This window comes from Nocardiopsis sp. MG754419 (assembly GCF_018207095.1).
Lineage (GTDB): Bacteria > Actinomycetota > Actinomycetes > Streptosporangiales > Streptosporangiaceae > Nocardiopsis.
This window is the reverse complement of the sequence record NZ_QOCZ01000099.1, coordinates 1-21,416: the sequence shown is the minus strand read 5'-3', so window position 1 is coordinate 21,416 and position 21,416 is coordinate 1. Positions and strand designations below refer to the sequence as shown.

General features: G+C 71.3%; 20 protein-coding genes. 8 read left to right on the top strand and 12 right to left on the bottom strand.

Annotation, left to right across the window (positions count from 1 at the left end; translation table 11 throughout):
* Together DSY14_RS18430 and DSY14_RS18425 are read left to right on the top strand one after the other, a co-directional pair.
* Positions 1-1,382 (top strand): cytochrome P450 (locus DSY14_RS18430; protein WP_307851268.1); only part of this gene is annotated, 1,382 nt, incomplete at its 5' end.
* A complete protein-coding gene (locus DSY14_RS18425) occupies positions 1,340-2,464 on the top strand; it encodes a cytochrome P450 (RefSeq protein ID WP_307851267.1) in 1,125 nt (374 codons plus the stop codon). The genes DSY14_RS18430 and DSY14_RS18425, both read left to right, overlap by 43 nt.
* A 371-nt stretch (positions 2,465-2,835) precedes the next feature.
* Here the strand turns inward: DSY14_RS18425 and DSY14_RS18420 are convergent, their stop codons facing one another.
* The 10 genes from DSY14_RS18420 to DSY14_RS18375 form a co-directional block, all read right to left on the bottom strand.
* Positions 2,836-4,029 carry an MFS transporter gene (locus tag DSY14_RS18420; RefSeq protein ID WP_211717827.1) on the bottom strand — a complete coding sequence of 398 codons (1,194 nt, stop codon included), beginning with the start codon at positions 4,027-4,029 and terminating at the stop codon, positions 2,836-2,838.
* Positions 4,030-4,096: 67 nt separating this feature from the next.
* Positions 4,097-4,996, bottom strand: coding sequence for an ABC transporter substrate-binding protein (locus tag DSY14_RS18415; protein WP_211717826.1), 900 nt, complete (start codon positions 4,994-4,996; stop codon positions 4,097-4,099).
* A gap of 50 nt (positions 4,997-5,046) precedes the next feature.
* The gene (locus DSY14_RS18410; protein WP_211717825.1) at positions 5,047-5,778 is read right to left on the bottom strand and encodes an ABC transporter ATP-binding protein; all 732 of its coding nucleotides are present in this window, start codon (positions 5,776-5,778) and stop codon (positions 5,047-5,049) included.
* Positions 5,775-6,623, bottom strand: coding sequence for an ABC transporter permease (locus DSY14_RS18405; protein WP_211717824.1), 849 nt, complete (start codon positions 6,621-6,623; stop codon positions 5,775-5,777). The genes DSY14_RS18410 and DSY14_RS18405 overlap by 4 nt, the downstream gene beginning before the upstream one ends.
* Entirely contained in the window at positions 6,620-7,615 is a 996-nt protein-coding gene (locus DSY14_RS18400) for an ABC transporter substrate-binding protein (protein ID WP_211717823.1), read from the bottom strand. The genes DSY14_RS18405 and DSY14_RS18400 overlap by 4 nt, the downstream gene beginning before the upstream one ends.
* Before the next feature lie 47 nt (positions 7,616-7,662).
* Positions 7,663-8,526 carry a hypothetical protein gene (locus DSY14_RS18395; RefSeq protein ID WP_211717822.1) on the bottom strand — a complete coding sequence of 288 codons (864 nt, stop codon included), beginning with the start codon at positions 8,524-8,526 and terminating at the stop codon, positions 7,663-7,665.
* 191 nt (positions 8,527-8,717) lie between these two features.
* On the bottom strand, positions 8,718-9,521 hold the full coding sequence (locus DSY14_RS18390) for an IclR family transcriptional regulator (protein WP_211717821.1): 804 nt from the start codon (positions 9,519-9,521) through the stop codon (positions 8,718-8,720).
* Between the two features lie 169 nt (positions 9,522-9,690).
* On the bottom strand, positions 9,691-10,791 hold the full coding sequence (locus tag DSY14_RS18385; RefSeq protein ID WP_211717820.1) for a hypothetical protein: 1,101 nt from the start codon (positions 10,789-10,791) through the stop codon (positions 9,691-9,693).
* 352 nt (positions 10,792-11,143) lie between these two features.
* On the bottom strand, positions 11,144-11,968 hold the full coding sequence (locus DSY14_RS18380) for a family 16 glycosylhydrolase (RefSeq protein ID WP_211717819.1): 825 nt from the start codon (positions 11,966-11,968) through the stop codon (positions 11,144-11,146).
* Positions 11,969-12,406: 438 nt separating this feature from the next.
* Positions 12,407-13,141: a phosphotransferase gene (locus DSY14_RS18375; RefSeq protein ID WP_211717818.1), complete on the bottom strand. Its 735-nt coding sequence runs from the start codon at positions 13,139-13,141 to the stop codon at positions 12,407-12,409.
* Between the two features lie 129 nt (positions 13,142-13,270).
* Between DSY14_RS18375 and DSY14_RS18370 the strand changes: the two genes are divergently transcribed.
* From DSY14_RS18370 to DSY14_RS18360, 3 genes are all read left to right on the top strand, one after another.
* Positions 13,271-13,519, top strand: coding sequence for a hypothetical protein (locus DSY14_RS18370; protein ID WP_211717817.1), 249 nt, complete (start codon positions 13,271-13,273; stop codon positions 13,517-13,519).
* A 233-nt stretch (positions 13,520-13,752) separates the two neighbouring features.
* On the top strand, positions 13,753-14,394 hold the full coding sequence (locus DSY14_RS18365) for an HNH endonuclease family protein (protein ID WP_211717831.1): 642 nt from the start codon (positions 13,753-13,755) through the stop codon (positions 14,392-14,394).
* Positions 14,395-14,673: 279 nt separating this feature from the next.
* On the top strand, positions 14,674-16,290 hold the full coding sequence (locus DSY14_RS18360; RefSeq protein WP_307851266.1) for an alpha/beta hydrolase: 1,617 nt from the start codon (positions 14,674-14,676) through the stop codon (positions 16,288-16,290).
* Positions 16,291-16,482: 192 nt separating this feature from the next.
* Here the strand turns inward: DSY14_RS18360 and DSY14_RS18355 are convergent, their stop codons facing one another.
* Both DSY14_RS18355 and DSY14_RS18350 read right to left on the bottom strand, forming a co-directional pair.
* Positions 16,483-16,737 carry a hypothetical protein gene (locus tag DSY14_RS18355; protein WP_211717816.1) on the bottom strand — a complete coding sequence of 85 codons (255 nt, stop codon included), beginning with the start codon at positions 16,735-16,737 and terminating at the stop codon, positions 16,483-16,485.
* A gap of 176 nt (positions 16,738-16,913) precedes the next feature.
* Positions 16,914-17,846, bottom strand: a complete 933-nt coding sequence (locus tag DSY14_RS18350) for a sugar-binding transcriptional regulator (protein ID WP_211717829.1) — start codon at positions 17,844-17,846, stop codon at positions 16,914-16,916.
* A gap of 171 nt (positions 17,847-18,017) precedes the next feature.
* On the opposite strand from DSY14_RS18350, the gene DSY14_RS18345 reads away from it, so the two are divergent.
* From DSY14_RS18345 to DSY14_RS18335, 3 genes are read left to right on the top strand one after another with little or no spacing between them, the layout of a single operon-like run.
* Entirely contained in the window at positions 18,018-19,019 is a 1,002-nt protein-coding gene (locus DSY14_RS18345; protein ID WP_211717815.1) for a zinc-dependent alcohol dehydrogenase family protein, read from the top strand.
* Between the two features lie 17 nt (positions 19,020-19,036).
* Entirely contained in the window at positions 19,037-20,422 is a 1,386-nt protein-coding gene (locus tag DSY14_RS18340; RefSeq protein ID WP_374224024.1) for a sugar ABC transporter substrate-binding protein, read from the top strand.
* The gene (locus DSY14_RS18335; RefSeq protein ID WP_211717814.1) at positions 20,419-21,375 is read left to right on the top strand and encodes a carbohydrate ABC transporter permease; all 957 of its coding nucleotides are present in this window, start codon (positions 20,419-20,421) and stop codon (positions 21,373-21,375) included. Before DSY14_RS18340 ends, DSY14_RS18335 begins: the two co-directional genes overlap by 4 nt.
* Positions 21,376-21,416: the final 41 nt, after the last annotated feature.

The following is a 21,416-nucleotide window of genomic DNA, read 5'->3' as shown; positions in this document are numbered from 1 at the left end:
GCCCGGTCTCCGCGGCACGGGAGGCGGCGGTGCCCCTGCACGGAGAGATCGACCTGCCCGTTCCCCGGCTCCTGGAGGAACTGCGCGAACGGTTCGGTTCGGTGGCCCCGGTGGAGGTCGCCCCCGGGGTCCTGGCCTGGGTGCTGCTGAGCTACGAACTCAACCGGACGGTCCTGCAGGACCCGCACCTGTTCCCCCGGGACCCACGCCGGTGGGTCGAGGCGAAGGACGGCCGCGCCACCCCCGCGGAGGTGCCCGGACCCTTCTGGTACTTCCGCAACGCGCTGTCCAGTGACCCGCCCGACCACGGCCGCTACCGGGAGGTGATCGGCGAGGCCCTCGGCACCATCACCGGAAGTAGTGCGCTCTCGGACGTGCGGGACGTCGTGCACGAACTCCTCGCGGAGCCCGCGGCCCGGGGCCGGGCCGACCTGGTGGCCGACCTCGCCTTCCGACTGCCGTTGCTGGTGCTCAACAGATCCTTCGGTCTGGACGACTCGCAGGGGCGGCGGCTGGTCGACCTCATGCGGCGTGTCTGGGACGGCGGGGAGGAGGCCGAGGCCGCGATGGTCGGGCTCTTCGGCTACGCCCAGACCGTCACCCTGGAGCGCAGGGCCGCACCGGGGCAGGACATCGTCTCGCAGATGATCCGCCACCCCAACGGGCTGGACGACGAGGAGGTCGCCCACCAGCTCATCCTCATCATCTCGGCCGCCCACGACCCGCTCATGAACCTCATCGCCAACTCCCTGTACGCGTTCCTCACCGACGCGGAGGTCCATCGCGCCGTCATGAGCGGGAGCATGCAGGTCGAGGAGCTCGTCGACACGGTCCTGTGGAAGGCCCCGCCGATCACCCTGATGCCCGGCCGCTACCCGGCCCAGGACACCGACCTGGGCGACTGGCGGGTGCGCGAGGGCGACTGCCTCATCATGGGCTACGGCCCCGCCCACAGCGACCCGGCGGTCCTGCGCCACATGGACCCGTTCGGTATGTCGGGCGCGCGGGCCCACCTCGCGTTCGGTACCGGCCCCCACCAGTGTCCGGCCCGCAACCTGGCCCGCCAGATCGGGGTCGACTCCGTCAACGCGGTCTTTCGGCTCCTGCCCGACATGACCCTGGAGGGACCCGCCGACCACCTGCGGTGGCGGCGCTCGCCGTTCGCCCACGGTCTGGTGTCCCTGCCGGTGACCTTCACCCCCACTGCCGCCGCGCACCCCACCCGGCGCGGAGAACCCGACAGCACAGGAGATGCGACATGTCCGCACGTCCCGAGCCCCTCGTCCTCGCCCCGGGAGACAACAGGGAGCTGGCCCGGCGCCTCCGTGACAGCGGGCCGGTGGCGCGCGTTGTGGTCGCGGATCTGGAAGTCTGGGCCCTGACCAGGGACGACTCCCTGCGCTCGGCCCTCACCGACCCGCGCTTTCAACGCAACTGGCGCACCTGGAAGGCGCTCGACGCGGGGGAGGTGTCCGTCGACCACCCGGTCGCGGCCATGGTCCGGCTCGACAACATGCTCACCTCCGACGGCGACGCACACCGCCGTCTGCGCGGTCTGATCTCCCAGGGGTTCACCCCCCGTCGGATCGAGGCGCTCAGACCCGCGGTGACCCGGACCGTCCAGGAGGTGCTGGACGGGATCGCCGTCCGCCCCGCCGGGGAACCGGTCGACATCCGGCAGGAACTGGCGTATCCGGTCTCGATCGCTGTCTTCGCCGAGCTCTTCGGCTTCGAACGCTCCGACCACCACCTCATGAAGACGATGGTGGACACGGCGTTCGCCGGGGGCACCCCCGAGCAGGTCCGCGCGATGCGCGCGGACGTCGACGCCTTCCTCGACCGACTCGTCGCGGCCAAGCGGGAGCACCCCGGCCCGGACATGACCTCCGCCCTGGTCGCCGCCCGCGACGAGGGGGAACGCCTCGACGACACCGAACTGCGCGACACGCTGTGGTTGATGGTCACCGCCGGTTTCGAGACCACCGCCTCGGCGTTGACCAATGGCGTGCGCGCGCTGCTCCGGCACCCGGACCAGCTCGCCCGGCTCCGGGAGGGGACGGCCTCCTGGTCGGCCGCGGTGGAGGAGGTACTGCGGCACTCCACGAGCGTGGCGGCGCTGCCGTTCCTCTTCGCGACCGAGGACGTCGACTTCGGCGACGTCACCGTCCGGCGGGGCGAGCCTCTGTTGCTCGCTTTCCTGGCGGCCAACCTGGACCTGCAACGCCACGGTAAGGACGCGGAGGAGTTCGACGTCGCCGCCGACCGCCCCCGTCACCTGGGGTTGGGGCACGGACCGCACACGTGTCTGGGCGCCGCACTCGCCCGTATGGAGCTGGGCATCGCGCTCTCGGGCCTGTTCGGACGGTTCCCGGAGATCGCGCTCGCGGACACGGCGCCACCGGAGCTGCCGTCGGTGTTCATCAACTCCTCGATGACCCTGCCCGTGCTGCCGCACGGACGCTGAGGGGCGACGCGGTCTCCTTGCCGGGCCCGATCCGGCGCGGCCGAACGGGGTGGCCCCGTTCGGCCGCGCGGGCCCGCCCACCCTCACCGGCCTCCTGAGACGGTGGGCACCCTCCTCGACCCGTGTCGGGCGCTCGGGTCGAACGCCGAAGGTCCGCCCGAGGGGTCGGCCGCTGCGAGTGAACGCGCGAGGGGGCCGCGACAGCGTGGTGCGGAACGGCTCCGCCACCGGCGCGACCCCACGTCCCCACCGACAGCCCACGGGGAATCGGCACGCGCGCGGACGCGACGGGCGGGGCGGGGCCGTCGCCACCCTGGAACGTGGACGCGGCCCGGTCTCGGAACGCTGCGGGCTCCATGGCGGTGCGCCGGTCACTCCGTCGGCGCGGGACGGTCGTCGGAGGGACGAGACGAGGGCGGTACGGGCGCTCGCCCGAAGCGGAGCCCCACACGCGGGCACACCACCGACAACACCAGGATCGCGGCCAGGGGTGCCAGGGCCGCCGCGGCGAAACCCGCTCCCGGGGCCATCGCGTACAGCGGCACCCACACGAGGGCCGCCAGGGCACCGCCGAAGAACTGGAACGCCAGAGCCAGGGACGAGGCCCCCGCACGGTTGTCGGGGGTGCTGGTGGAGGCCATGGCGTTCACCGTCGCCCGCATCGCCGTCACCGACGCCCCCACGGCGACCACGCCCACGGTCATCGCGGCCACCGAGGGGCCCAGAGCGGCGGTGAGCACACCGAGCGCCAACACCGCGTTCGCGATCAGGCCCAGGGTCAACGGGCCCAGCCGGTCGAGCAGGCGGCCGGCGGTGTCGGCCAGGAGCAGGCCGGCGATCCCGAACGCCGAGGCGAGCAGACCGCGGGCGATCGGCCCCAGCCCGAAGACGTCCTCGGCGCGCAGCGCCGACAGCACCGTGAGCCCCACGGCCGCCAGGTAGCAGAGGAAGGCCAGCGCGCAGGCCAGGGCCAACCTGCGGTTGAGGAGGGCACCCCACCGCGCCCGGCCGGGCGCCCGACGTTCCGTGGCCGCCTCGTCGGGCGGCAGCAGGGCCAACGCCACGGCGCACAGGGCCGGGACGACGAAGGCCAGACGCCAGTCGACGAACCCCGCGACACCGCTGATCAGAGGGCTGAAGGCCTGGCCGGCCGCCTGCCAGGCCGCGAACCGGCCCATCGAGCGTCCGAGTCGCTCGCGCGGAACGGAGTCGGTGATCGCCGCGAGCAGGAGCGGTGTGGTGAAGGCGTTGGTCGCGCCCTGGAGCACCCGCGCGGCGAGGAACAGTTCCATGGTGGGGGCGAGCGCGCACAAGGCACACGCCAGCACGAAGACCACGAGCGAGACCCGGATGGTGCGGCGCCGACCCCAACGCTCGGCCAGCGTCCCCGAGACCAGCATCAGGGCGGCGAACGGGATCATGTAGGCGGTCAACGCGCTCGCGGCGACCTCGGGTGTGGAGTCGAGACCGTCGGCCACCTCCTGGAGGATCGGAGTGACCATGGTGCTGCCGTAGGGGCCCAGGGCCCCGCCCACGTACAAGGGCCATACCCGGGGGGAACGCAACGTGCCGGGCCTTCCTACGTCAGGGTGCCCCGGTCGGGGGACCGGGGCACCGGGAACGGTCGGGGGATCACACCTTGATGTCGAAGTTCCTCACCAGACCGTCGAAGGCGGAGTCCTCCTTGATCAACCCCCAGCCCACCATCCAGTCATAGGTGCGCTGGAACTGGTCCCGCGGGTACGGGGCCGGCTCGACGAAGCGTAGACGACCCAGCGGGAAGTCCTCTGGGGTGAGCTCCTGGATCTGCGGGGGCACCTCGCCGATGAGGTGGTGGAGGTAGGGACGGGGGTCCTCGTTCAACTTGTGCACGGCCCGCACCACGGCGCGGTCGACCGCCGCGTAGGTCTCGGCGTCCACTCCCGGCCCGGCGATCTCGGACCCGATGTAGAAGGCCTCGGACAGGAGCTTGAACCCCTGCTTCTCGGCCACGGTGATCCAGGGCTCCATGAGCGCGGCGGACTCCACCCGGCCGTCGCGCAACGCCTCGAAGCGCTGCTGGGGGCCGCCCACGTGCACGACCTTGATCTCCTCACGGGGCAGGAAACCCTCCAGGCTCTGGAGCGCGAGGTAGTGCGAACCGTGGTGGAAGTTCACGGCCACGGACTTGCCGGCCAGGTCGGAGGGGTGCACGTCGGGGGAGTCCGGGCGCACCAGGATCGCCTGGCTTCCGACCGCCGCGCGCTTGCTCACCACCCGTCCGCCGACGGTGGTGTCGTCCGCCCTGCGGATCTGACCCCACTCGCACGCACGGTAGAGGTCGGCCTCACCGCTCTCGAAGTTGGACTTGGTGGTGCCGAACGCGCTCACGAGCTCGTGGTCGTCCAGGTAGGACAGGCCCGCGTCGGCGTAGCCCTTGGGGACGAAGGTGACCTCCACCCCCTCGTCCTCGTAGTAACCCTCGTCCTTGGCGACCAGTTGGGGCAGGGAGAAGACCAGGGAGAGCAGTTCCATGGTGATCTTCTGGGGCATGTGCGATGTCCTTCGTTTCGTGTGCCGGTGCGTCCGGCACGACCGTCGGTTCAGAGGAGGTCGGCGACCACACGCCGATGGAGGTCGAAGAGCGCGGGGTCCTCGGGGGAGCGGGGCCGGGGCAGGGACACGTGGTACTCGCGCACGACCTTCGCCGGGCGCCCCGCCAGGACGAGCACACGGTCGGCCAGGAAGACGGCCTCCGCGGGACTGTGGGTGACCAGCAGCCCCACACGACGCTGACGGGTCCACAGGTCCTGCAACAGCAGCCGCAGCCGCCGACCGGTCAGCTCGTCCAGAGCGCTGAAGGGTTCGTCCAACAGGACGACGGAGGGGTCGACGGCGAAGGCCCGCGCCACCGCCACGCGCTGACGTTGGCCCCCGGACAGGACCGAGGGGTACTTGTCGGCGTACTCGGACAGACCGACCTGCGCCAGCGCGGCGTCGGCCGCCCCGGGGTCCAGTCCGGCCGAGCGCAGGGCGATCTCGACGTTGGCCCGGACCGGGAGCCAGTCCAACAGGCGGGGTTGTTGAAAGACCACCCCCAGCCGTCCGTGGTCGCCGCCGGGTCCCACCCCGCTCACGTGGCCGGTGTCGGGCCGTTCGAGACCGGCGACCATGTGCAGGAGCGTCGTCTTGCCGGTGCCCGAGGCCCCCACCAGGGCGACCAGTTCACCGGGCTCGACCGTGAGGGAGAAGTCCGAGAAGACGTCCTCGGTGCGCCGGTCACGGACGCTGGTGAAGGATTTCCCCACGCCCCGGAGTTCCACTGCCGTGCTCATACCGCGGACACCTTCCTCCACCGTCCGGCCCTGTTCTCCAACCCTTGGAGCAGGCCGTATTCCAACAGGGCCATCACGAACGCGAACAGCACCGTCCAGGCCAGGACGCCGGCCACGTTCTGGGACGCGAACTCGCCGTTGATGGCGGCCCCCACACCACTCGACATCCCGAAGATCTCCACCAGCACGATCACCTTCCACGCCAGGGACAGACCGAGCCTGGCGCCGCCGAACAGGGCCGGGGCCAGGGAGGGCAGCCACAGGTGGCGCAGGCGGTCCCGGAAGGAGAACCGATAGACGTGCGCCATCTCCAGCAGGTGCGCGTCGGTGGCGCGGGTGCCCTGGTAGATGCTCAGGGTCAGGGCCGGAGCCGAGGAGAGGGCGACCGCCATGACCGGGTTGATGAGCGCCACGCCGAACCAGATCACGCACAGCAGCGCCCAGACCAGCCCCGGGACGGTCAGGCCGATGAGCACGGCGGGTTCGAAGAAGCGTCGGGCCAGGGGGGAACGCCCCATGGCGATGCCGACGCACACGGCGACGACGAAGGCGAGGGCGAAGCCGAGGGCCACCCGTTGGAAGGTCACCCCGAGATCCGCGTAGAAGCGCGGATCACCGAGCAGACGCAGGACCTCCGCGCCGATCCGGTCGACCCCCGGTACCAGGACGCTGTCCAGGGCCAGGGCCATCACGTGCCAGCCGCCCACGAGCAGGAGCAGGAAGGACGCCGCCGCGGCCGGTCCCTGCCATCGGCGGGAGCGTGGTCCCGGGCGCCGCCGCGGTGCGGGACCGCGGGGCGGGCGCTCGCCTGCCTCCCGGGCGGGCGCCGGGGTGCGCACGCTCATCGGTCGGCCCCCAGATCGACGAAGATGTCCTGTTCGGGCAGGGAGTCGATGATGCCGAGCTCCACGGCCTGGTCGAGTTGGGCACGGAAGTCGTCGAAGGTGGTGGCGCCCCACTCCACCGGGTAGGTGTCCACGAGTCGCTCCGGCAGCAGGGCGATGGCGTCGGCTTCGTCGTCGCCGATGCCGTAGTACTCGTGCAGTTCCGCGAGCAGTTGCGGTTCGTCCTGGATGTGCCCGTGCACCTCGCGGCGCAGCACGTCGATGGCCGAGGCGAGGTCCCGGTTCTCCTCCACCCAGGAGCGCAGGGCGCCCTGCGCGTTGAGCACCAGTGGTTCCGACCGCCCGGTGCCCTCGCGCCACAGGTCGTCCACGGTGGCGATCTCTCGGGCGCCCCGGGCCACCAACCGGGTGGCGTTGGGTTCGATGGTGACGATCGCCTCCACGTCGCCGCGTTCGAACAACGCCAGGCCGTTGAGGACGGCGCCCTGGTGGATCGTGTACTCGTTCTCGAAGTCGATCCCGTTCACGGCGGCGGCCAGGTGGGCGGACCGGTAGGCGTCGCTGTTGTTGGGGGGCGTGGCGATGGCCTCGCCCCGCAGGTCCCGCGGGGAACGGTAGGAGCTGTTCTCGGCCACCAGCCACCGCACGTGGTTGTTCAGGCCGGGGCTGAACAGCACGACGTCGGCACCGGCGCCCGCCGAGACCGCGGCACCGATGGGGCCGAAGCTCGACACGTCCAAGGCACCGGACAGCAGCTTGTTCTGCACGTCCCCGGGGCCGGTTCCGGCGACGTACTCCAGGTCGAGCCCCTCGTCCAGGCCGAAGCGTTCGGCGAGGGGACGCAGGACCGCGCTCGCCGTGCCCTCCTCGGTGTCCTGGACCTTGGCCCGACCGGACGAGCCCGCGCAGGCCCCCAGCATCGGGACGGATCCCAGGGCGGCGATCGACACGAGGCCGGCGCGGATCAGCGACCGGCGGTTCAGGGTGGTCATGGCGGTCTCCAACGGGCAAGGGGTGGATGAGGGGGAGGGGTGGGCGGTCACCGAAAGAGTGAGTGGTAGTCGTTGCGGCCCTCCGTCAGACCCCAGGACTTCATCCACGCGTAGCTCTCGTGGAAGCGCTTCTGGACGAACGGACGGGCGTGTGTGTACCGCACGTGGAGGCGGCCGAGTTCCTCCGGGGCGAGGAACCCCTCGACCTCGCGCACGATGTGGCGCGCCGACTCCCGCCAGGGCAGCTCGTGGATCAGGTCGACGGCCTCGTCGACCGCCCGGATGTAGGCGTCGCGACGGTCCTGTCCCAGGTGGGGTGCGACCACCTGGGAGCCTCGGTAGAAGTAGGAGCCGAGGAGGTGCGCGCCCTCCTTCAGGGCCACGCCGAGGAAGGGCTCCATGAGCATCGCCGCCCGGACGTCGCCCGAGCGAAGGGCCGCCAGCCGCAGGGCGGGTGCGCCCACGTGGCGCAACACGACCTCCTGGCGGGCGAGGGTGTTGCCCAGCAGGTGCAGGGCCGTGTAGTGGGATCCGGTGAACTCGTTCACGGCGACAGGGACGCCGCCGAGGTCGTGCGGTTCGGCCAGGTCCGGATCGAAGCTGACCAGCGCCTGCGCGACCACGGCCGGACGCAGGTGGTCGATCCTGCCCGAGCGGCGGCCGCGCTCCAGCCGATCGATGCCGCCCCACTCGCACAGGTTGTAGACGTCGGCCCCCTCGGTCTCGTACAGGGCCTCCTTGCGCCGGGCGATGGGGTCGCGCTCGGAGGCGTCGAACCCGGACTCGTCCGCGTGGGCGAACGCCACGGTCAGGCCGTGGCGGGCGAACAGGCCGTGCTCGATCGCCACGATCTCCGGGAGGTCGAACACGGGGTGGTTGGGGGAGATCAGCAGCGTGTTCGCGGCTCCCATGGGCCCCTCCGGCATATTCTCTACCTAACAGGTCGAAATAGACGGTATAGCGCTCCTTCGGAGCCTGTCAACAGGGACTTTCAATTAATGAAACAGGCTTTCGTTTTGCGAAAATGCCTGATCAGAGGTGGTCGGCGCACATGAAGACCCCGTGCGGTCGGGCCGCGACGGGGTCGGATGTGCGGTGGGTCTCAGCCCTTGACCAGGGCCAGGGAGAGGGGGAGGTCCTGCAGGCGGAGCGCGGCCTCCCGCAGCGCGGCCCCCGCGTGCTCCAACCGGTCGCCCTCCAGCCGGGCCGCGGGTCCCTGGACCTCGACCGCGGTTCGGACGCGGCCGTCGGTGCGGATCGGGGCGGCGACGGCTCGCAGCCCCGGAGAGGCCGGGTCGTCCACGACGGCGAAGCCGCGGAACTGCGTGGTCAACAGTTCGCTGTGCAGCGTGCCGGCGGCGTCCTCCCCTCCCGGAAGGCGCCCGCCCCACTCCCGGGCCACCTCGTCCACCGGCGTGTCCCCGAAGGCGAGGACGGCCAGACCCATGGCCGAGTTCCACACGGGGCGGCGGAGCCCGGGGCGGCCCTCGTAGCGGAAGGGTTCCAGGGAGGGCAGGGTCAACAGGACGACCATCTCCCCGTCGTGGCGCACACCGAGATCGGCGGTCTCACCCGTGGCCTCGACCAGGCCGTGCAGTGTGTCGGCCGCCTCGGGAAGACCGGCCGCGGAGAGGGAACGGCGGGCCAGGCGCATCAGCAGCGGTCCGGGCAGAAACCGTTCACTGTCCCGATCCCGACACAACAGGCCCTCCGAGCACAGGGAGCGCAACAGGCGGTGCACCGTGCTGATGTTGAGTGCGGTCGCGGCGGCCAGTTCCGTGAGGCTGAGCCCCTGCGGTGCGTCGACCACCGCGTTCAGCAGGAGGCCGGCCCGCGCCACCGATCGCACCTCGCCGGCACGTGGGGCGGCGGCCCCCGTGCCCGTCTCCTCGGTGTGCGTGCTCATGACCATCCTCGTTCCCGCGCCCGACCTCGACGCGTCGGGGCCGCGAGGGCGTCGCCCGCTCCCGGCGCCGAGGTCCTTCGAGGGTACGGCAGGCGTCGGGTGGGCGCCGCCGACCGGGCCATGTGGGCCCGGTGGTCGGTGGCGGCCCGTACGAGGACGGCCGCGGATCTCAGCCCCACCAGAACAGGGCTCCCAGGACCGTGTACAGGGCGAGGAGCATCGCCCCCTCCACCGCGTTGACCTTCCCGTCGATCGTCACGAACACGACGAGGATGACCGCCGCCAGGGTCGCCACCACCATCATCGGCGGGAAGATCAGGGTGAAGGTGCCCACGCCCAGCAGCGGGGCCATGATGGTCAGCAGCGGGGCGAGCAGCAGGATGACCTGCAACGCGCCCTCCATGGTGATCGCCGTGGCGGTGTCGGCGTCGCCCCGCCACGCCATCTGGACGGCGGGACCGATCTGGGACAGGTTGCCCACGGTGGCGACGATGAACAGACCCACGAAGACCGTGCTCATCTCCATGGTGGCCACCGCCGGCTCCAGAGCGTCGGTGAACCAGTCGGCCTCCACCCCGATGAGCAGCCCGGAGGCGCCCAGAACGGTCAGCACCAACCACAGGGGCCAGGGCTCGGTCTGCGACTCGGTGGCCCGCTGTTCGGGCGGAGGCATGTCCCCGTCACTGCGCAGACGGGTCGGGAGCGAGATGACGAACACCGCCAAGAGCGCACCCGCCGACACGTAGGAGATGGTCTCCGGGTGCGCTGCCGCCGGTGAGTGCAACAGCACCGCCAGGGCGGGGATCATGAGGATCGTGACCAGCAGGATCAGGGCCACGCGCGTGATCTGGGTGCGTTCGGGTTCGATGGACAGCGAACGACGGTGGCGCAGACCGCCCACGAGGAAGGCCAGCCCGTTGCCCAGGAGCAGCAGGTTGAGCGCGGAACCGATGACGGCGGCCTGGACCACCAGGATGAGCCCCGCCTTGAGGGCCATGATCCCGATGATGAGCTCGGGCACGTTGCCGATGACGGCCTGGAAGGTGCCGATGACCGCCGGGCGCAGGCGCCCGCCCAACTGGTCCACCGCCCGACCCATGACCGCGGAGGTGACGGCGACGGCCGTCAGGGCCGTGAAGAAGGAGACCGCGGGTGCGGCGGCCGAGGCGGCGAGGCCGGCGACGACCAGCATCGCCAGGGCGGCGCCCCAGAGGGCGAGGTCCAGGGGAGGGAGATACGAGGGACGGCGGTACAGCTGGTGAAGACGCACCGGAACACCCTCACATCAGCCCGTGTCGTCTCGCAATTCGGGGTCCGGTCCGCGCACCGGTATCGGACGCCCCGCGGGAGTGGCCGTGGCGTCGCGGGTCACCGCCCGTGTGACCTGGGCGCCGACGCGACGCGTGCCGACGGTCGCGTGCGCAGGAGGGGCGCGGTGAGGCGGGATCCGCCCGCGCGGGAGGAGACGCACTCGCTCGGTGGGGGAGCGGCGCTCTTTTCGGAAAGCGCCGAAGATCGTCGGCCGCGGTGGCCGAAATGTCGGCGTCCGCGTGCACGCGGACGCTTCGCGGGTCGCTCCGTGCGCCGCGGGGATGCCCGGGTCGGGCACCCCCGCCGCCGGGTCAGTCCAGGGAGTACACACGCACGTAGTCGACGCGCATCTCCTGAGGCAGCTGTGTGCCGCCGTCCGGGTAGCCGGGCCAGTCGCCGCCGACGGCGACGTTGAGGATCATGAAGAACGGCTGGTCGTACACCCACGGGTTCCCCCGGGTGTCCTCCCAGGTGTAGGTCTGGTAGGCGTTGCCGTTGACCGACCAGGTCACCGAACCGGGGCGCCAGTCCACGGCGAAGACGTGGAAGTCGTCGGCGAAGGACCAGCCCTGCGGGTGCATGTACGAACCGGTGAGCGGGTTTCCACCGGAGTAGCCGGGCCCGTGGAGGCTGCCGTGCACCAGGTGGGGCTCGCGGCCGATGTTCTCCATGATGTCGATCTCGCCGGAGTCCGGCCAGGGGGTCTGCGGGAAGTCCGCGCCCAGCATCCAGAAGGCCGGCCAGATGCCCTGCCCGCGCGGGATCTGGATGCGTGCCTCGACCCGGCCGTACTGCGGCTGGACCTTGTTCTGCGTGGTGAGGCGGGCCGAGGTGTAGGAGCCGTTCGCCTCCTGCCGCGCGGTGATGACGAGGTTGCCGTTGCCGTCCAGGGCGGAGTTGGCGCGGCTGTCGGTGTAGTTCTGGAGTTCGTTGTTGCCCCAGCCGTGGTCGCCGGTCTCGTGGTTCCAGTGCGCCGGGTCGGGGGCGGCCCCGGCGGGGCCGTCGAACTCGTCCGACCAGACCAGCGCCGCGGCGCTCGGGGTCGGAGCCTCGGTCTCGGCCGAGACCGACGTGGGGGAGTGGAGGAGGGCGGCCGCGGTGAGAAGGACGGCGGTCGCTGAGGTCAGGGTGCGCATGGCGTGCTCCGGGGGGAGTGCGGGCGGAGTCGAATCCCTGCGGGTCACCTCAGCCGTGCGTACAGGTGTGGTGACCCCTGGTACTGGAAACTCACTTTACTTTTGGCCGATCCCTCCGGCAAGAGGCCCGCACGCTCTTGTTCGCCGAGTCGCCGTCCCGCGCGTCCCACCCCTTGGGCACGGGGGCGCGGGCGGCCGACCACCGTGCCCGGGCGTCGGGTCGCTCCCGGGGCCGGCGGCACAGGTGAACCCGGAGCGTCGCCCCCCGGAGTCGGCCGCGCGGTCGTGGCCTGTTTCGCGGAACGTCGCGCCGCGTGCCCGCCTTCGGTTCGTCGGGTCCCCTCACGAGCGCGGCGGCGACCCAGTCCTCATCGCGCCGCCCGGCCCGCGCGGGACCGATGCCCGACGTGCGTCGGGAGGACGGCGGAGCCCGCGGGGTCACGAAGGCGGGGTCAACCGGTGCCGGTGTGCCTCGACCCAGGCGTGGGACCGACCCACTTCGCGTGCGGCACCGGAATCGCGCAGGCGGATCAGGGCGGGGTCGCCCGCCGCGGCGCCCGCCTCGATGCCGCGCCGACACCGGTCCTGCCACCACAGCACCCTGTCCAGCACGTCCTCCCGCTCGTCGAGTCCGTAGGCATCGCGGATCACTCCGATACGGCGCGCCGTCTCCTCGACGTCGGACACGTCGGGTCCGAGCCCGAGGTACTGCCAGCAGGCGTGTGCGACGTCGTCGACCCTGCGGCCGGGGGAGGCCAGGTCCCAGTCGATGAAGGCCACGGGCCGCAGCCCCTCGCCCAGGTCGCGGTAGACGGTGTTCTTCGGCGCGAGGTCGTTGTGGCAGACGACCTCCGCGCCCTCGGCCGGGGTCGATCCGGCGGTCAGGTCGTGGAACCCGCGGATCAGCCGCGCCAGCCGGACCAGGCTCGCATCGGACGTCACGTCGGGCGGCTGCACCGGCTCCCACGCGACGTGGCCGGGGAGAAAGCCCAGGATCTCGCGTCCCTGGGCGTCGGTTCCCCGATGGCGGGGAGCGCCCTCCCATCCCCTGTCCTCGAACAGGGTGAGGAGTGCCCTGATGAAGGCGCCGCGTGGGCTCGGCGGCCGGTGGACCGACCCGCCGTTGCGCACGACCCCGCTTCGCGAACCACCGGGCATCGAGGACTCGGTCATCCTGCCATGGTCCCTCAGAGGCATCGCGTCGACGCCGCGACGTGCTCGGTGTGGTCGGTGTCGTGCGCCCGACGCGAGGTGACCGCTTCCGGACATCCGGGTCTCCGGGAGGCGGGGTAGGAGTCCGTCATGGACCCCCACTTTCTCGGCGTCGTCATCCTGTGGAGTCTCATCCTCATCGCCCTCGCCTGGGGCCGGTCGAGAGTACGGATCAGGCACAGGCCGGATCCCCGGGCGCGTGCCGTCGCGGAGGAGGCGGCGGGCGCGGCGATCGACGTCGCGAGTGAGCACGGTGAGCACGCCCCGATCGACGTCGGCTGGTGGGGCGGTGACGGCGGTGGTGGAGGCGGTGACGGAGGGGGCGGTGGCGGTACCTGAACACGGCCGGAGCACCCCGTGCCCTCGCGATCGTGACTCCGAGTAAGGGTCGGGATCCTTGGGCGTCGCCAGGCGGACCGGAACCCGAACCTCCGTGTGTCACTTGTCGGCAATGGTCCCGGGATGTTCCTGCGGCGTGCGGCGTGGTTCTCGTGCGACGGTTTACGGGCCGCACGGAAGTCACAGAACATCACCGTCAGTAATCGGACTTCCGTGAAAGGCCACACGTGTCCCTGCGCGCACGCCTCGCCGTCCTCGCCGCCGTTCCCCTCACGGCGACGCTCCTCGCCCCGACACCGGCCCATGCCGTGTCCACACCCCTGGTCGAGGCGATCACCGCCCTCGACGTGGCCGAGGAATCGCGGACCGGCTACGACCGGGCCCTGTTCCCCCACTGGGTCGACGCCGACCGCGACGGCTGCAACACCAGAATGGAGGTCCTGATCGAGGAGGCCGTCGTCGCGCCCGAGGTCGGGGACCGCTGCCGGCTCACCGGGGGCGAGTGGTACTCCTACTACGACGACCGCACGCTCACGGAGGCGCGCGGACTCGACATCGACCACATGGTCCCCCTGGCCGAGGCGTGGGACTCCGGCGCCTCGGAATGGAGCACCGCCCGTCGCGGGGACTTCGCCAACGACCTGGACGAACCCGTCGCGCTCGTGGCGGTCAGCGCCTCCTCCAACCGCTCCAAGGCGGACAGGGACCCCGCCGAGTGGCTGCCGCCCGCCCAGGAGGCGCACTGCCGCTACGTCACCGAGTGGACCACCGTGAAGTCGCGATGGGCGCTGTCGGTGGACGCGGCCGAGCAGGAGGCGCTGCTCGACGTGGCGGGGGACTGCCCCGGCGCCGTCGTGGAGACCACACCCGCGTAGATCCCGCGAACGCGGGGCCGGCCCCCGGCCCCGCGCACCCACGCCCCAGGGAAGCCGACGTCGACCGGCACGAGCGTTCTCCGGCAGGGGGATCACGTCACCACCGACCCATGACGTTCTTCAGTGAGGACTCATGACGCGCCGTCACTGTCCCCGAGGGCGCGGCCACAGCAGTCTGGACACGTCCCTCTCGGCGGCGCCGACCCCACCCCCCAAAGTGATCGGTGGCACGGCCGGTCCGCCGGAGCGACGTCACAATCGACTTTCTGGAGGCCGGACGTGGGACGAACGTGGAACAGGGGCCGTGCCGTGCCCTCGATGGTGGTGATCGGTCTGACCGGCTCGTTGGTCGGAGCGACGCCGGTGGTGGCCGACGACGGGGCCGAGGTACCGGCCATGGAGTTGGAGTGGGGCCTCTGCCCCGAGGACGTGGAGGACGGGGCGCTCCCGCTGGAATGCGCCACCCTGCCGGTACCCATGGACTACGACGATCCCCAGGGCGCGGAGATCGAGATCATGGTGTCCCGACTGGCCAGTGCGAACCCCGAAACGCGACGCGGCGTGCTGCTGCTCAACCCCGGTGGCCCGGGCGCGCCCGGACTGTCCATGCCGGCCGACCTGGCCTCCCTGGGCGCGCCCAACGGTCTCCTGGACTCCTACGACCTGATCGGAGTCGACACCCGCGGGGTCGGGCACTCCACCCCGGTGAGCTGTGGGTTCACCGCCGACCAGGAGTACATGGGCAACGTTCCCCCGTACGCCGTCGACGACGCGGCCATCGACGCGCAGGCCGAGATCGCCCGTGGCGTCGCCGAACAGTGCGCCGACAGCGACGACGAGCTGATCCCCCACCTGTCGACCCCGAACATGGCGCGCGACCTGGACCGGATCCGGGCCGCGCTCGGCGAGGAGACCGCGAGCTACTTCGGTCTGTCCTACGGTTCGGCGCTGGGCGCCGCCTACGCCTCCCTCTTCCCCGAACGCACCGACCGGGTCGTGCTCGACAGCAACATCGGTGACACCTTCCTCGACTACGACGGCATGCGTCGGTTCGCCCTCGGCTTCGAGGAGACCTTCCCCGACTTCGCGGAGTGGACGGCACTGCGCGACGGAAGCTACGGCCTGGGGGACTCCCCGGAGGAGGTGCGCGCGACCTACGACGAGATCGCCACCGGTCTCGACGAGGAGCCGGTGGCCGGTTTCGACGGTCGGCTCTTCCGCTTCGGCACCTTCGTGGGCCTGTACGACCCGTCGAGCTACGCGGGGACCGCGCAGATGTGGGAGGCGTTGCGCGCCGGCGACGAGGCCGAGGTCCGCCGCCACCTGGACGAGAACGGGCCGGTCGGAGTGTCGGTCCAGGACGACACGGCACCGGCCGAGCCCGCGATCGCCGACAACACCTGGTCGGCGTTCATCTCGGTGACCTGTAACGACGCCGAGTGGCCCGAGGACCTCGACACCTACCGGGAGGGTGTCGCGCAGGACCGCGAACGCCACCCGATGTACGGAGCGGCCACCGCCAACGTCATGCCCTGCGCCTACTGGGAGTACGAGCCGGCCGAGGCGCCCGTGGAGATCGTCGACGAGGGCCCGGACAACGTCCTGATCGTGCAGAACCTGCGCGACCCGGCCACGCCGCACCTCGGCGGGGTCATGCTCGACGAGAGGTTCGGGGACCGCTCCCGGCTCGTGAGCGTCGACGCGAGCGGACACGGCGCCTACATCTACGGTGACAACCCCTGCGCCTGGAACGTCACCACGCGGTACCTGGTCGGTGGCGAGTTCCCCGACCGGGACGTCGCCTGCGAGGCCGCCCCGAGCGCCGGCCTGGACCTGGACGCTGAGGCAGAGCTGTTGCGGGACCGGACGCTGACCCGGTTGGGGAACCCCGCCTGACCGAGGGGAAGGCAACGGTGCCCGGGCGCCGAGGGGTGGGCCGACGTCGATCGGTCCACCCCTCGGCGCCCGGGCCGGAGCGCGGTTCCGACGCGGTGTGCGGTCCGCACGTGGGACGACCTCCCGGCGGGCCCGGCGGCCCGCGGTACCACCGTGGCCGGACACGAGGTCGGGGTCACGGACACGGTGGTCTCAGTGCAGCGCCCCTCGGTGGTGGCGTGACGCGCGCGCATTCGGTGAGAGCGTGATCGGCTCGGGCCGGGGCCCAGTGCCGGAGTCGCCGTCACCCGGGTCCGCGGGGTCGCGGGGGCCGGACCCCAGACCGAGGTAGGCGGCGATGTCGGAGGCGCCCTCGCGCTCGGTGGCGGCGAGGACGCGCGCCAACCGGGCGCGGTCGTCGTCGGTGAGCGGATCGTCGGGGGAGACCGGGGGCAGGGGAGCGTCCATACTCACGGTGTACCCATTCGATCACGCTAGGTGGAGGACGGTGGCCAGGTGGGTCGATTCTGCGAGGTGGGGCGAGAGTCCGTGCGGCGCGCCACCGGGGCACCGCAGGTCGTCGCCGTGGCGTGGACCGCACGAGCTCGGGCCGCGGCCCACGAGCGGCCCGCGCGGAACGCGCCCTAGTCGGAGGGGGCCTCGGAGAGCAGGACCCCGGCGACGTCGCTGTCGGTGACCAGCGTGGACACCAGGCCGCTTCTGAGGACCGCGCCCACCGCGCGCGCCTTGGCCTCGTCGCCGGCCCCGGCGACCGCCACCACCTCGGGAACCTCGCGCAGCCGGTCCGCGCTGACACTGATGATGCGCTCGTCCAGATCGGTGCGGATCTGCTCGCCCCGTGCGTCGAACAGCTGCGCGGACATCTCGGCCCGCACTCCCAACGCGCTGTACCGCTCACGTGCCTCGGGTGTCAGCGCCTGGTAGACGGTCGAGTTGCGCTCGTCCCAGCCGCCGATCGCGACCACGGCGGTGGTCAGACGGTCGAAGTGCGCGAACGCGGCCGCGATGCCCGGATCGGCCCGCAACGTCTCGGCGGTCGCGGCGTCGGGGAGGATGAGCGGCGCGTAGATGGGGTAGGCGGGACCGCCGGACAGGGTCGCCACCCGCCGCACCGTCTCGACCGAGCCGCCCGCCTCGGTGTGCTCCGACAGCACACCGTTGAGCTGGACCACCGTGCATCGGGGGAGCGGGACCATCTCGGCGCCCATCGCCTGGAGGCCTCGGCTCCAGGCCAGTCCCAGCACCTCGTCCGGGCGCACGATCTCGGCCAGCAGCCGGGCCGCCACCGAGCCGAGGGCCCGGCGCGTCTCCAGGGGGTCCTCCGAGGCGTCCACGACGATCGCGCGGCGCAGTCCGAAGGCCTCCCGCAGGAGTTCGGACTGCTCGCCGACCAACCGAGCGGGCAGTCGGATGTCGATGCGCACGATCCCGCTCGATCGAGCGGTCTCCAGGTCGCGGGCGACCTTGAACCTGCTCAGACCGAACTCCTCGGCGATCTCCACCTTGGAGCGTCCATCCAGGTAGAACCGGCGGGCGATCGTGGCGAGCCGCACCATCTCGGCAGGCCCGTCGGGGGTCACGTCACTGCGCCGGTCGCTCATATGTGCAGAAGTGTACTCGATTGTGCTCAACACCATTGACATGGTGTTTCCTTGGGGCGTTCAATGTACCGACATATGTGACCCAGGTCGCTCATATGAGCGACCATCGTCAGGAAGGTTCCAGCCGTGCGCGCCGCCATCATCACCGAACCGGGATCCCTCACCGTGGGCGACCGCCCGGATCCCACCCCCGCCCCGGACGGAGTCGTCGTCCGGGTCGGCGCCTGCGGGATCTGCGGAACCGATCTGCACATCGCCGACGGCGAGTTCCCGCCCAGCCCCTACCCGCTGGTCCCGGGCCACGAGTTCGCCGGGACGGTGACCGCCGTCGGCGAGCGCGCCCCGGGTGGCCTGCGTCCGGGTGACCGGGTGGCCGTCGACCCCTCGCTCTTCTGCGGGCACTGCGAGTACTGTCGCGCCGGTCGCGGCAACCTGTGCGCCAACTGGGGCGCGATCGGCGACACCGTCGACGGCGCGTTCGCCGAGTACGTCTCGGTCCCCGCCGCCAACTGCTACCGCATGCCCGACTCGATGAGCATGCGCGAGGGCGCTCTCGTGGAACCGCTGTCCTGTGCGGTCCACGGTGTCCGACGCATCGGCGTCGAGGTCGGCGAGCGTTTCCTCGTGGTGGGCGCCGGGACCATGGGCCTGCTCCTGCAGCAGCTGCTCCAGCACTCCGGCGCGCGCGTCAGCGTGGTCGACCGCAACACCCGCCGCCTCGAGATCGCCGCCGAGCTGGGCGCGCACGCCACCGCGACCGACGTCTCCGAGCTGGACGCCGCCGACTTCGACGCCGCCGTGGACGTCACGGGTGCGCCCCAGGCCATCGAGGCCGCGTTCACCTCGCTCCGCAGGGGCGGCCGTCTGCTCATCTTCGGAGTGGCCGACGAGGCCGCCCGGGTCTCGCTGTCGCCGTTCCGCATCTACAACGACGAGATCACCGTCGTGGGTTCCATGGCCGTCCTCAACAGCTTCGGCGAGGCCGTCGACCTCATCGCCTCCGGGGTGGTGCGGACGGAGCTTCTGCTCACCGACGCCCTACCGCTGGAGAAGTTCCCCGAGGCCCTGGCCATGATGCGCTCGGGCGCCGGCGTGAAGATCCAGGTCGTCCCCGACGAGTCCGCCTGATCCGGGAAGGCAGTACCGTGCGCACCACCGCCGAACACCGCACGAACCTCACCGGCCGCGTGTCCGCCGCCACCGCCGTGGCGCTCTCCGGACTACTGCTGACCGGATGCGCCGGGGCGGGAGCGACCTCCTCCGGCGACGGGGCGGTCCGACTGACCGTCGCGATCGTGTCCAACCCGCAGATGCAGGACGCCATCTCCTTGCAGGATCGGTTCCGTGAGGAGAACCCCGGCATCGAGGTCGACTTCGTGTCCCTGCCAGAGAACGAGGCCCGCGCCAAGATCACCACCTCCGTGGCGACCGGCGGGGGCGAGTTCGACGCCGTCATGATCAGTAACTACGAGACCCGTCAGTGGGCCGAGTACGGTTGGTTGGAGAACCTGCAGCCCTTCATCGACGCCTCCGGCGACTACGACCACGAGGACTTCATCCCCTCGCTCCGGGACGACCTGTCCCTGGACGGGGACATGTACTCGGTGCCCTTCTACGGGGAGTCCTCCTTCGTCGCCTACCGGGAGGACCTGTTCGAAGAGGCCGGCCTGGAGATGCCCGAGGAGCCCACCTGGGACGAGGTGGCCGCGCTGGCCGCCGAACTCGACGGTGTGGAGCCCGGCGTCGACGGCATCTGTCTGCGCGGTCTCGCGGGTTGGGGCGAGGTCCTCAGCCCGTTCAACAGTGTCCTCAACACCTTCGGGGGACGCTGGTACGACGAGGAGTGGAACGCCGAACTCGACTCGCCGGAGTTCCAGAACGCGGCCGAGTTCTACGTGGACCTGGTCCGCGAGCACGGCCAGCCCGGCGCGGCCAGCAGCGGTTTCGGCGACTGCCTGAACCACTACTCGCAGGGCCGCGCCGCCATGTTCTACGACTCCACCTCCATGGTCAGCACCATCGAGGACGAGAACGCCGGAACCGTGGCCGGCCTCAACGGCTACGCCCCGGCACCGGTGTCCGAGAGCGACTACGGCGGCTGGCTCTACGCCTGGACCCTGGGCATCCCCACCACCTCCGAGCACAAGGAGGAGGCCTGGTCCTTCCTGGAGTGGATGACCGACCAGGAGTACGTCCGCACCGTCGCCGAGGAGTACGGCTGGCAGCGAGTGCCCCCGGGCAACCGCCTGTCGACCTTCGAGGTCCCCGAGTACCAGGAGGTCGCCGGGGCCTACGCCGAACCCATGCTCCAGGGCATCGAACAGGCCGACCCGCAGAACCCGGGCACGCGACCGGTTCCCTACGAGGGCATCGGCTTCCTCGCCATCCCCGAGTTCCAGGACCTGGGCACCAGGGTCAGCCAGCAGCTCAGCGCGGCCGTGGCCGGCCGGATCACCGTCGAGGAGGCGCTCGCGCAGAGCCAGGAGTACGCCGAGACCGTCGGTGACACCTACAAGGAGGACGACCGATGAGCACGGCGACAGCGCCCCCGCGTGAGGCGCCCGCGAAACCGGCCGCCTCCGGGTCGTCCGGGCGGAGCCCGCGTGTCAACGGGTGGGTGCGCAGGGCACCGCTCCTGCCGGCACTGGTCTTCATGCTGGTCGTCACCCAGCTGCCGTTCCTGGCGACCGTGGTGTACTCGCTCCGGTCGTGGAACCTGCTACGCCCGGACTCCCAGGCCTGGGTGGGCCTGACCAACTACGCGGCGGTCTTCACCGACCGGCAGTTCCTCGGCGCGGCGGGCAACACCGTGCTCATCACGGCGTCCTGTGTGATCGTGGCGATGCTGCTGGGGATCGGGCTGGCACTGCTGCTGGACCGGAAGTTCTGGGGTCGCGGCGTGGTGCGCACGCTCGTCATCACCCCGTTCCTCGTGCTGCCGGTGGCCACCGCGCTGCTGTGGAAGCACATCATGTTCGAACCGGTCTTCGGCCTGGTGAACTTCGTGCTCTCGCCCTTCGGCGTCGACACGTTCGACTGGGTCTCGCAGATGCCCGTGCTCTCCGTGGTGGTCGCGCTGGTGTGGCAGTGGACGCCGTTCATGATGCTGCTGGTGCTGGCGGGACTCCAGAGCCAGAACACCGACGCGTTGGAGGCCGGTCAGGTCGACGGTGCCAGCCGGTGGCAGAGCTTCGTCTACATCACCCTGCCGCACCTGCGCCGCTACATCGAGCTGGGTGTGCTGCTGGGATCGGTGTACGTGGTGAACACCTTCGACACGATCTACATGATGACCCAGGGAGGCCCCGGCACCGCCAGTGCCAACCTGCCCTTCTACATCTACCAGCGGACCTTCCTCGGGTTCGACATCGGTCAGTCGGCGGCGATGGGTGTCGTGGTGGTGGTCGGCACCATCATCGTGGCGATGCTGGCCCTCCGGCTGATCTTCCGCACGTTCATGAACGCAGAGGAGGCGCGATCGTGACCGCCCAGGCCCCCGAACGCCCGGCGGACCCGGTTTCCGCC

Excerpts from the sequence above, each read along its gene's own strand:
- DSY14_RS18415 (WP_211717826.1), bottom strand. The coding sequence starts at position 4,996 with ATGCCCCAGAAGATCACCATGGAACTGCTCTCCCTGGTCTTCTCCCTG.
- DSY14_RS18335 (WP_211717814.1), top strand. The coding sequence starts at position 20,419 with ATGAGCACGGCGACAGCGCCCCCGCGTGAGGCGCCCGCGAAACCGGCC.
- DSY14_RS18395 (WP_211717822.1), bottom strand. The coding sequence starts at position 8,526 with ATGGGAGCCGCGAACACGCTGCTGATCTCCCCCAACCACCCCGTGTTC.
- DSY14_RS18370 (WP_211717817.1), top strand. The coding sequence starts at position 13,271 with ATGGACCCCCACTTTCTCGGCGTCGTCATCCTGTGGAGTCTCATCCTC.
- DSY14_RS18405 (WP_211717824.1), bottom strand. The coding sequence starts at position 6,623 with ATGAGCGTGCGCACCCCGGCGCCCGCCCGGGAGGCAGGCGAGCGCCCG.
- DSY14_RS18410 (WP_211717825.1), bottom strand. The coding sequence starts at position 5,778 with ATGAGCACGGCAGTGGAACTCCGGGGCGTGGGGAAATCCTTCACCAGC.
- DSY14_RS18355 (WP_211717816.1), bottom strand. The coding sequence starts at position 16,737 with ATGGACGCTCCCCTGCCCCCGGTCTCCCCCGACGATCCGCTCACCGAC.
- DSY14_RS18375 (WP_211717818.1), bottom strand. The coding sequence starts at position 13,141 with ATGACCGAGTCCTCGATGCCCGGTGGTTCGCGAAGCGGGGTCGTGCGC.
- DSY14_RS18380 (WP_211717819.1), bottom strand. The coding sequence starts at position 11,968 with ATGCGCACCCTGACCTCAGCGACCGCCGTCCTTCTCACCGCGGCCGCC.
- DSY14_RS18400 (WP_211717823.1), bottom strand. The coding sequence starts at position 7,615 with ATGACCACCCTGAACCGCCGGTCGCTGATCCGCGCCGGCCTCGTGTCG.
- DSY14_RS18390 (WP_211717821.1), bottom strand. The coding sequence starts at position 9,521 with ATGAGCACGCACACCGAGGAGACGGGCACGGGGGCCGCCGCCCCACGT.
- DSY14_RS18350 (WP_211717829.1), bottom strand. The coding sequence starts at position 17,846 with ATGGTGCGGCTCGCCACGATCGCCCGCCGGTTCTACCTGGATGGACGC.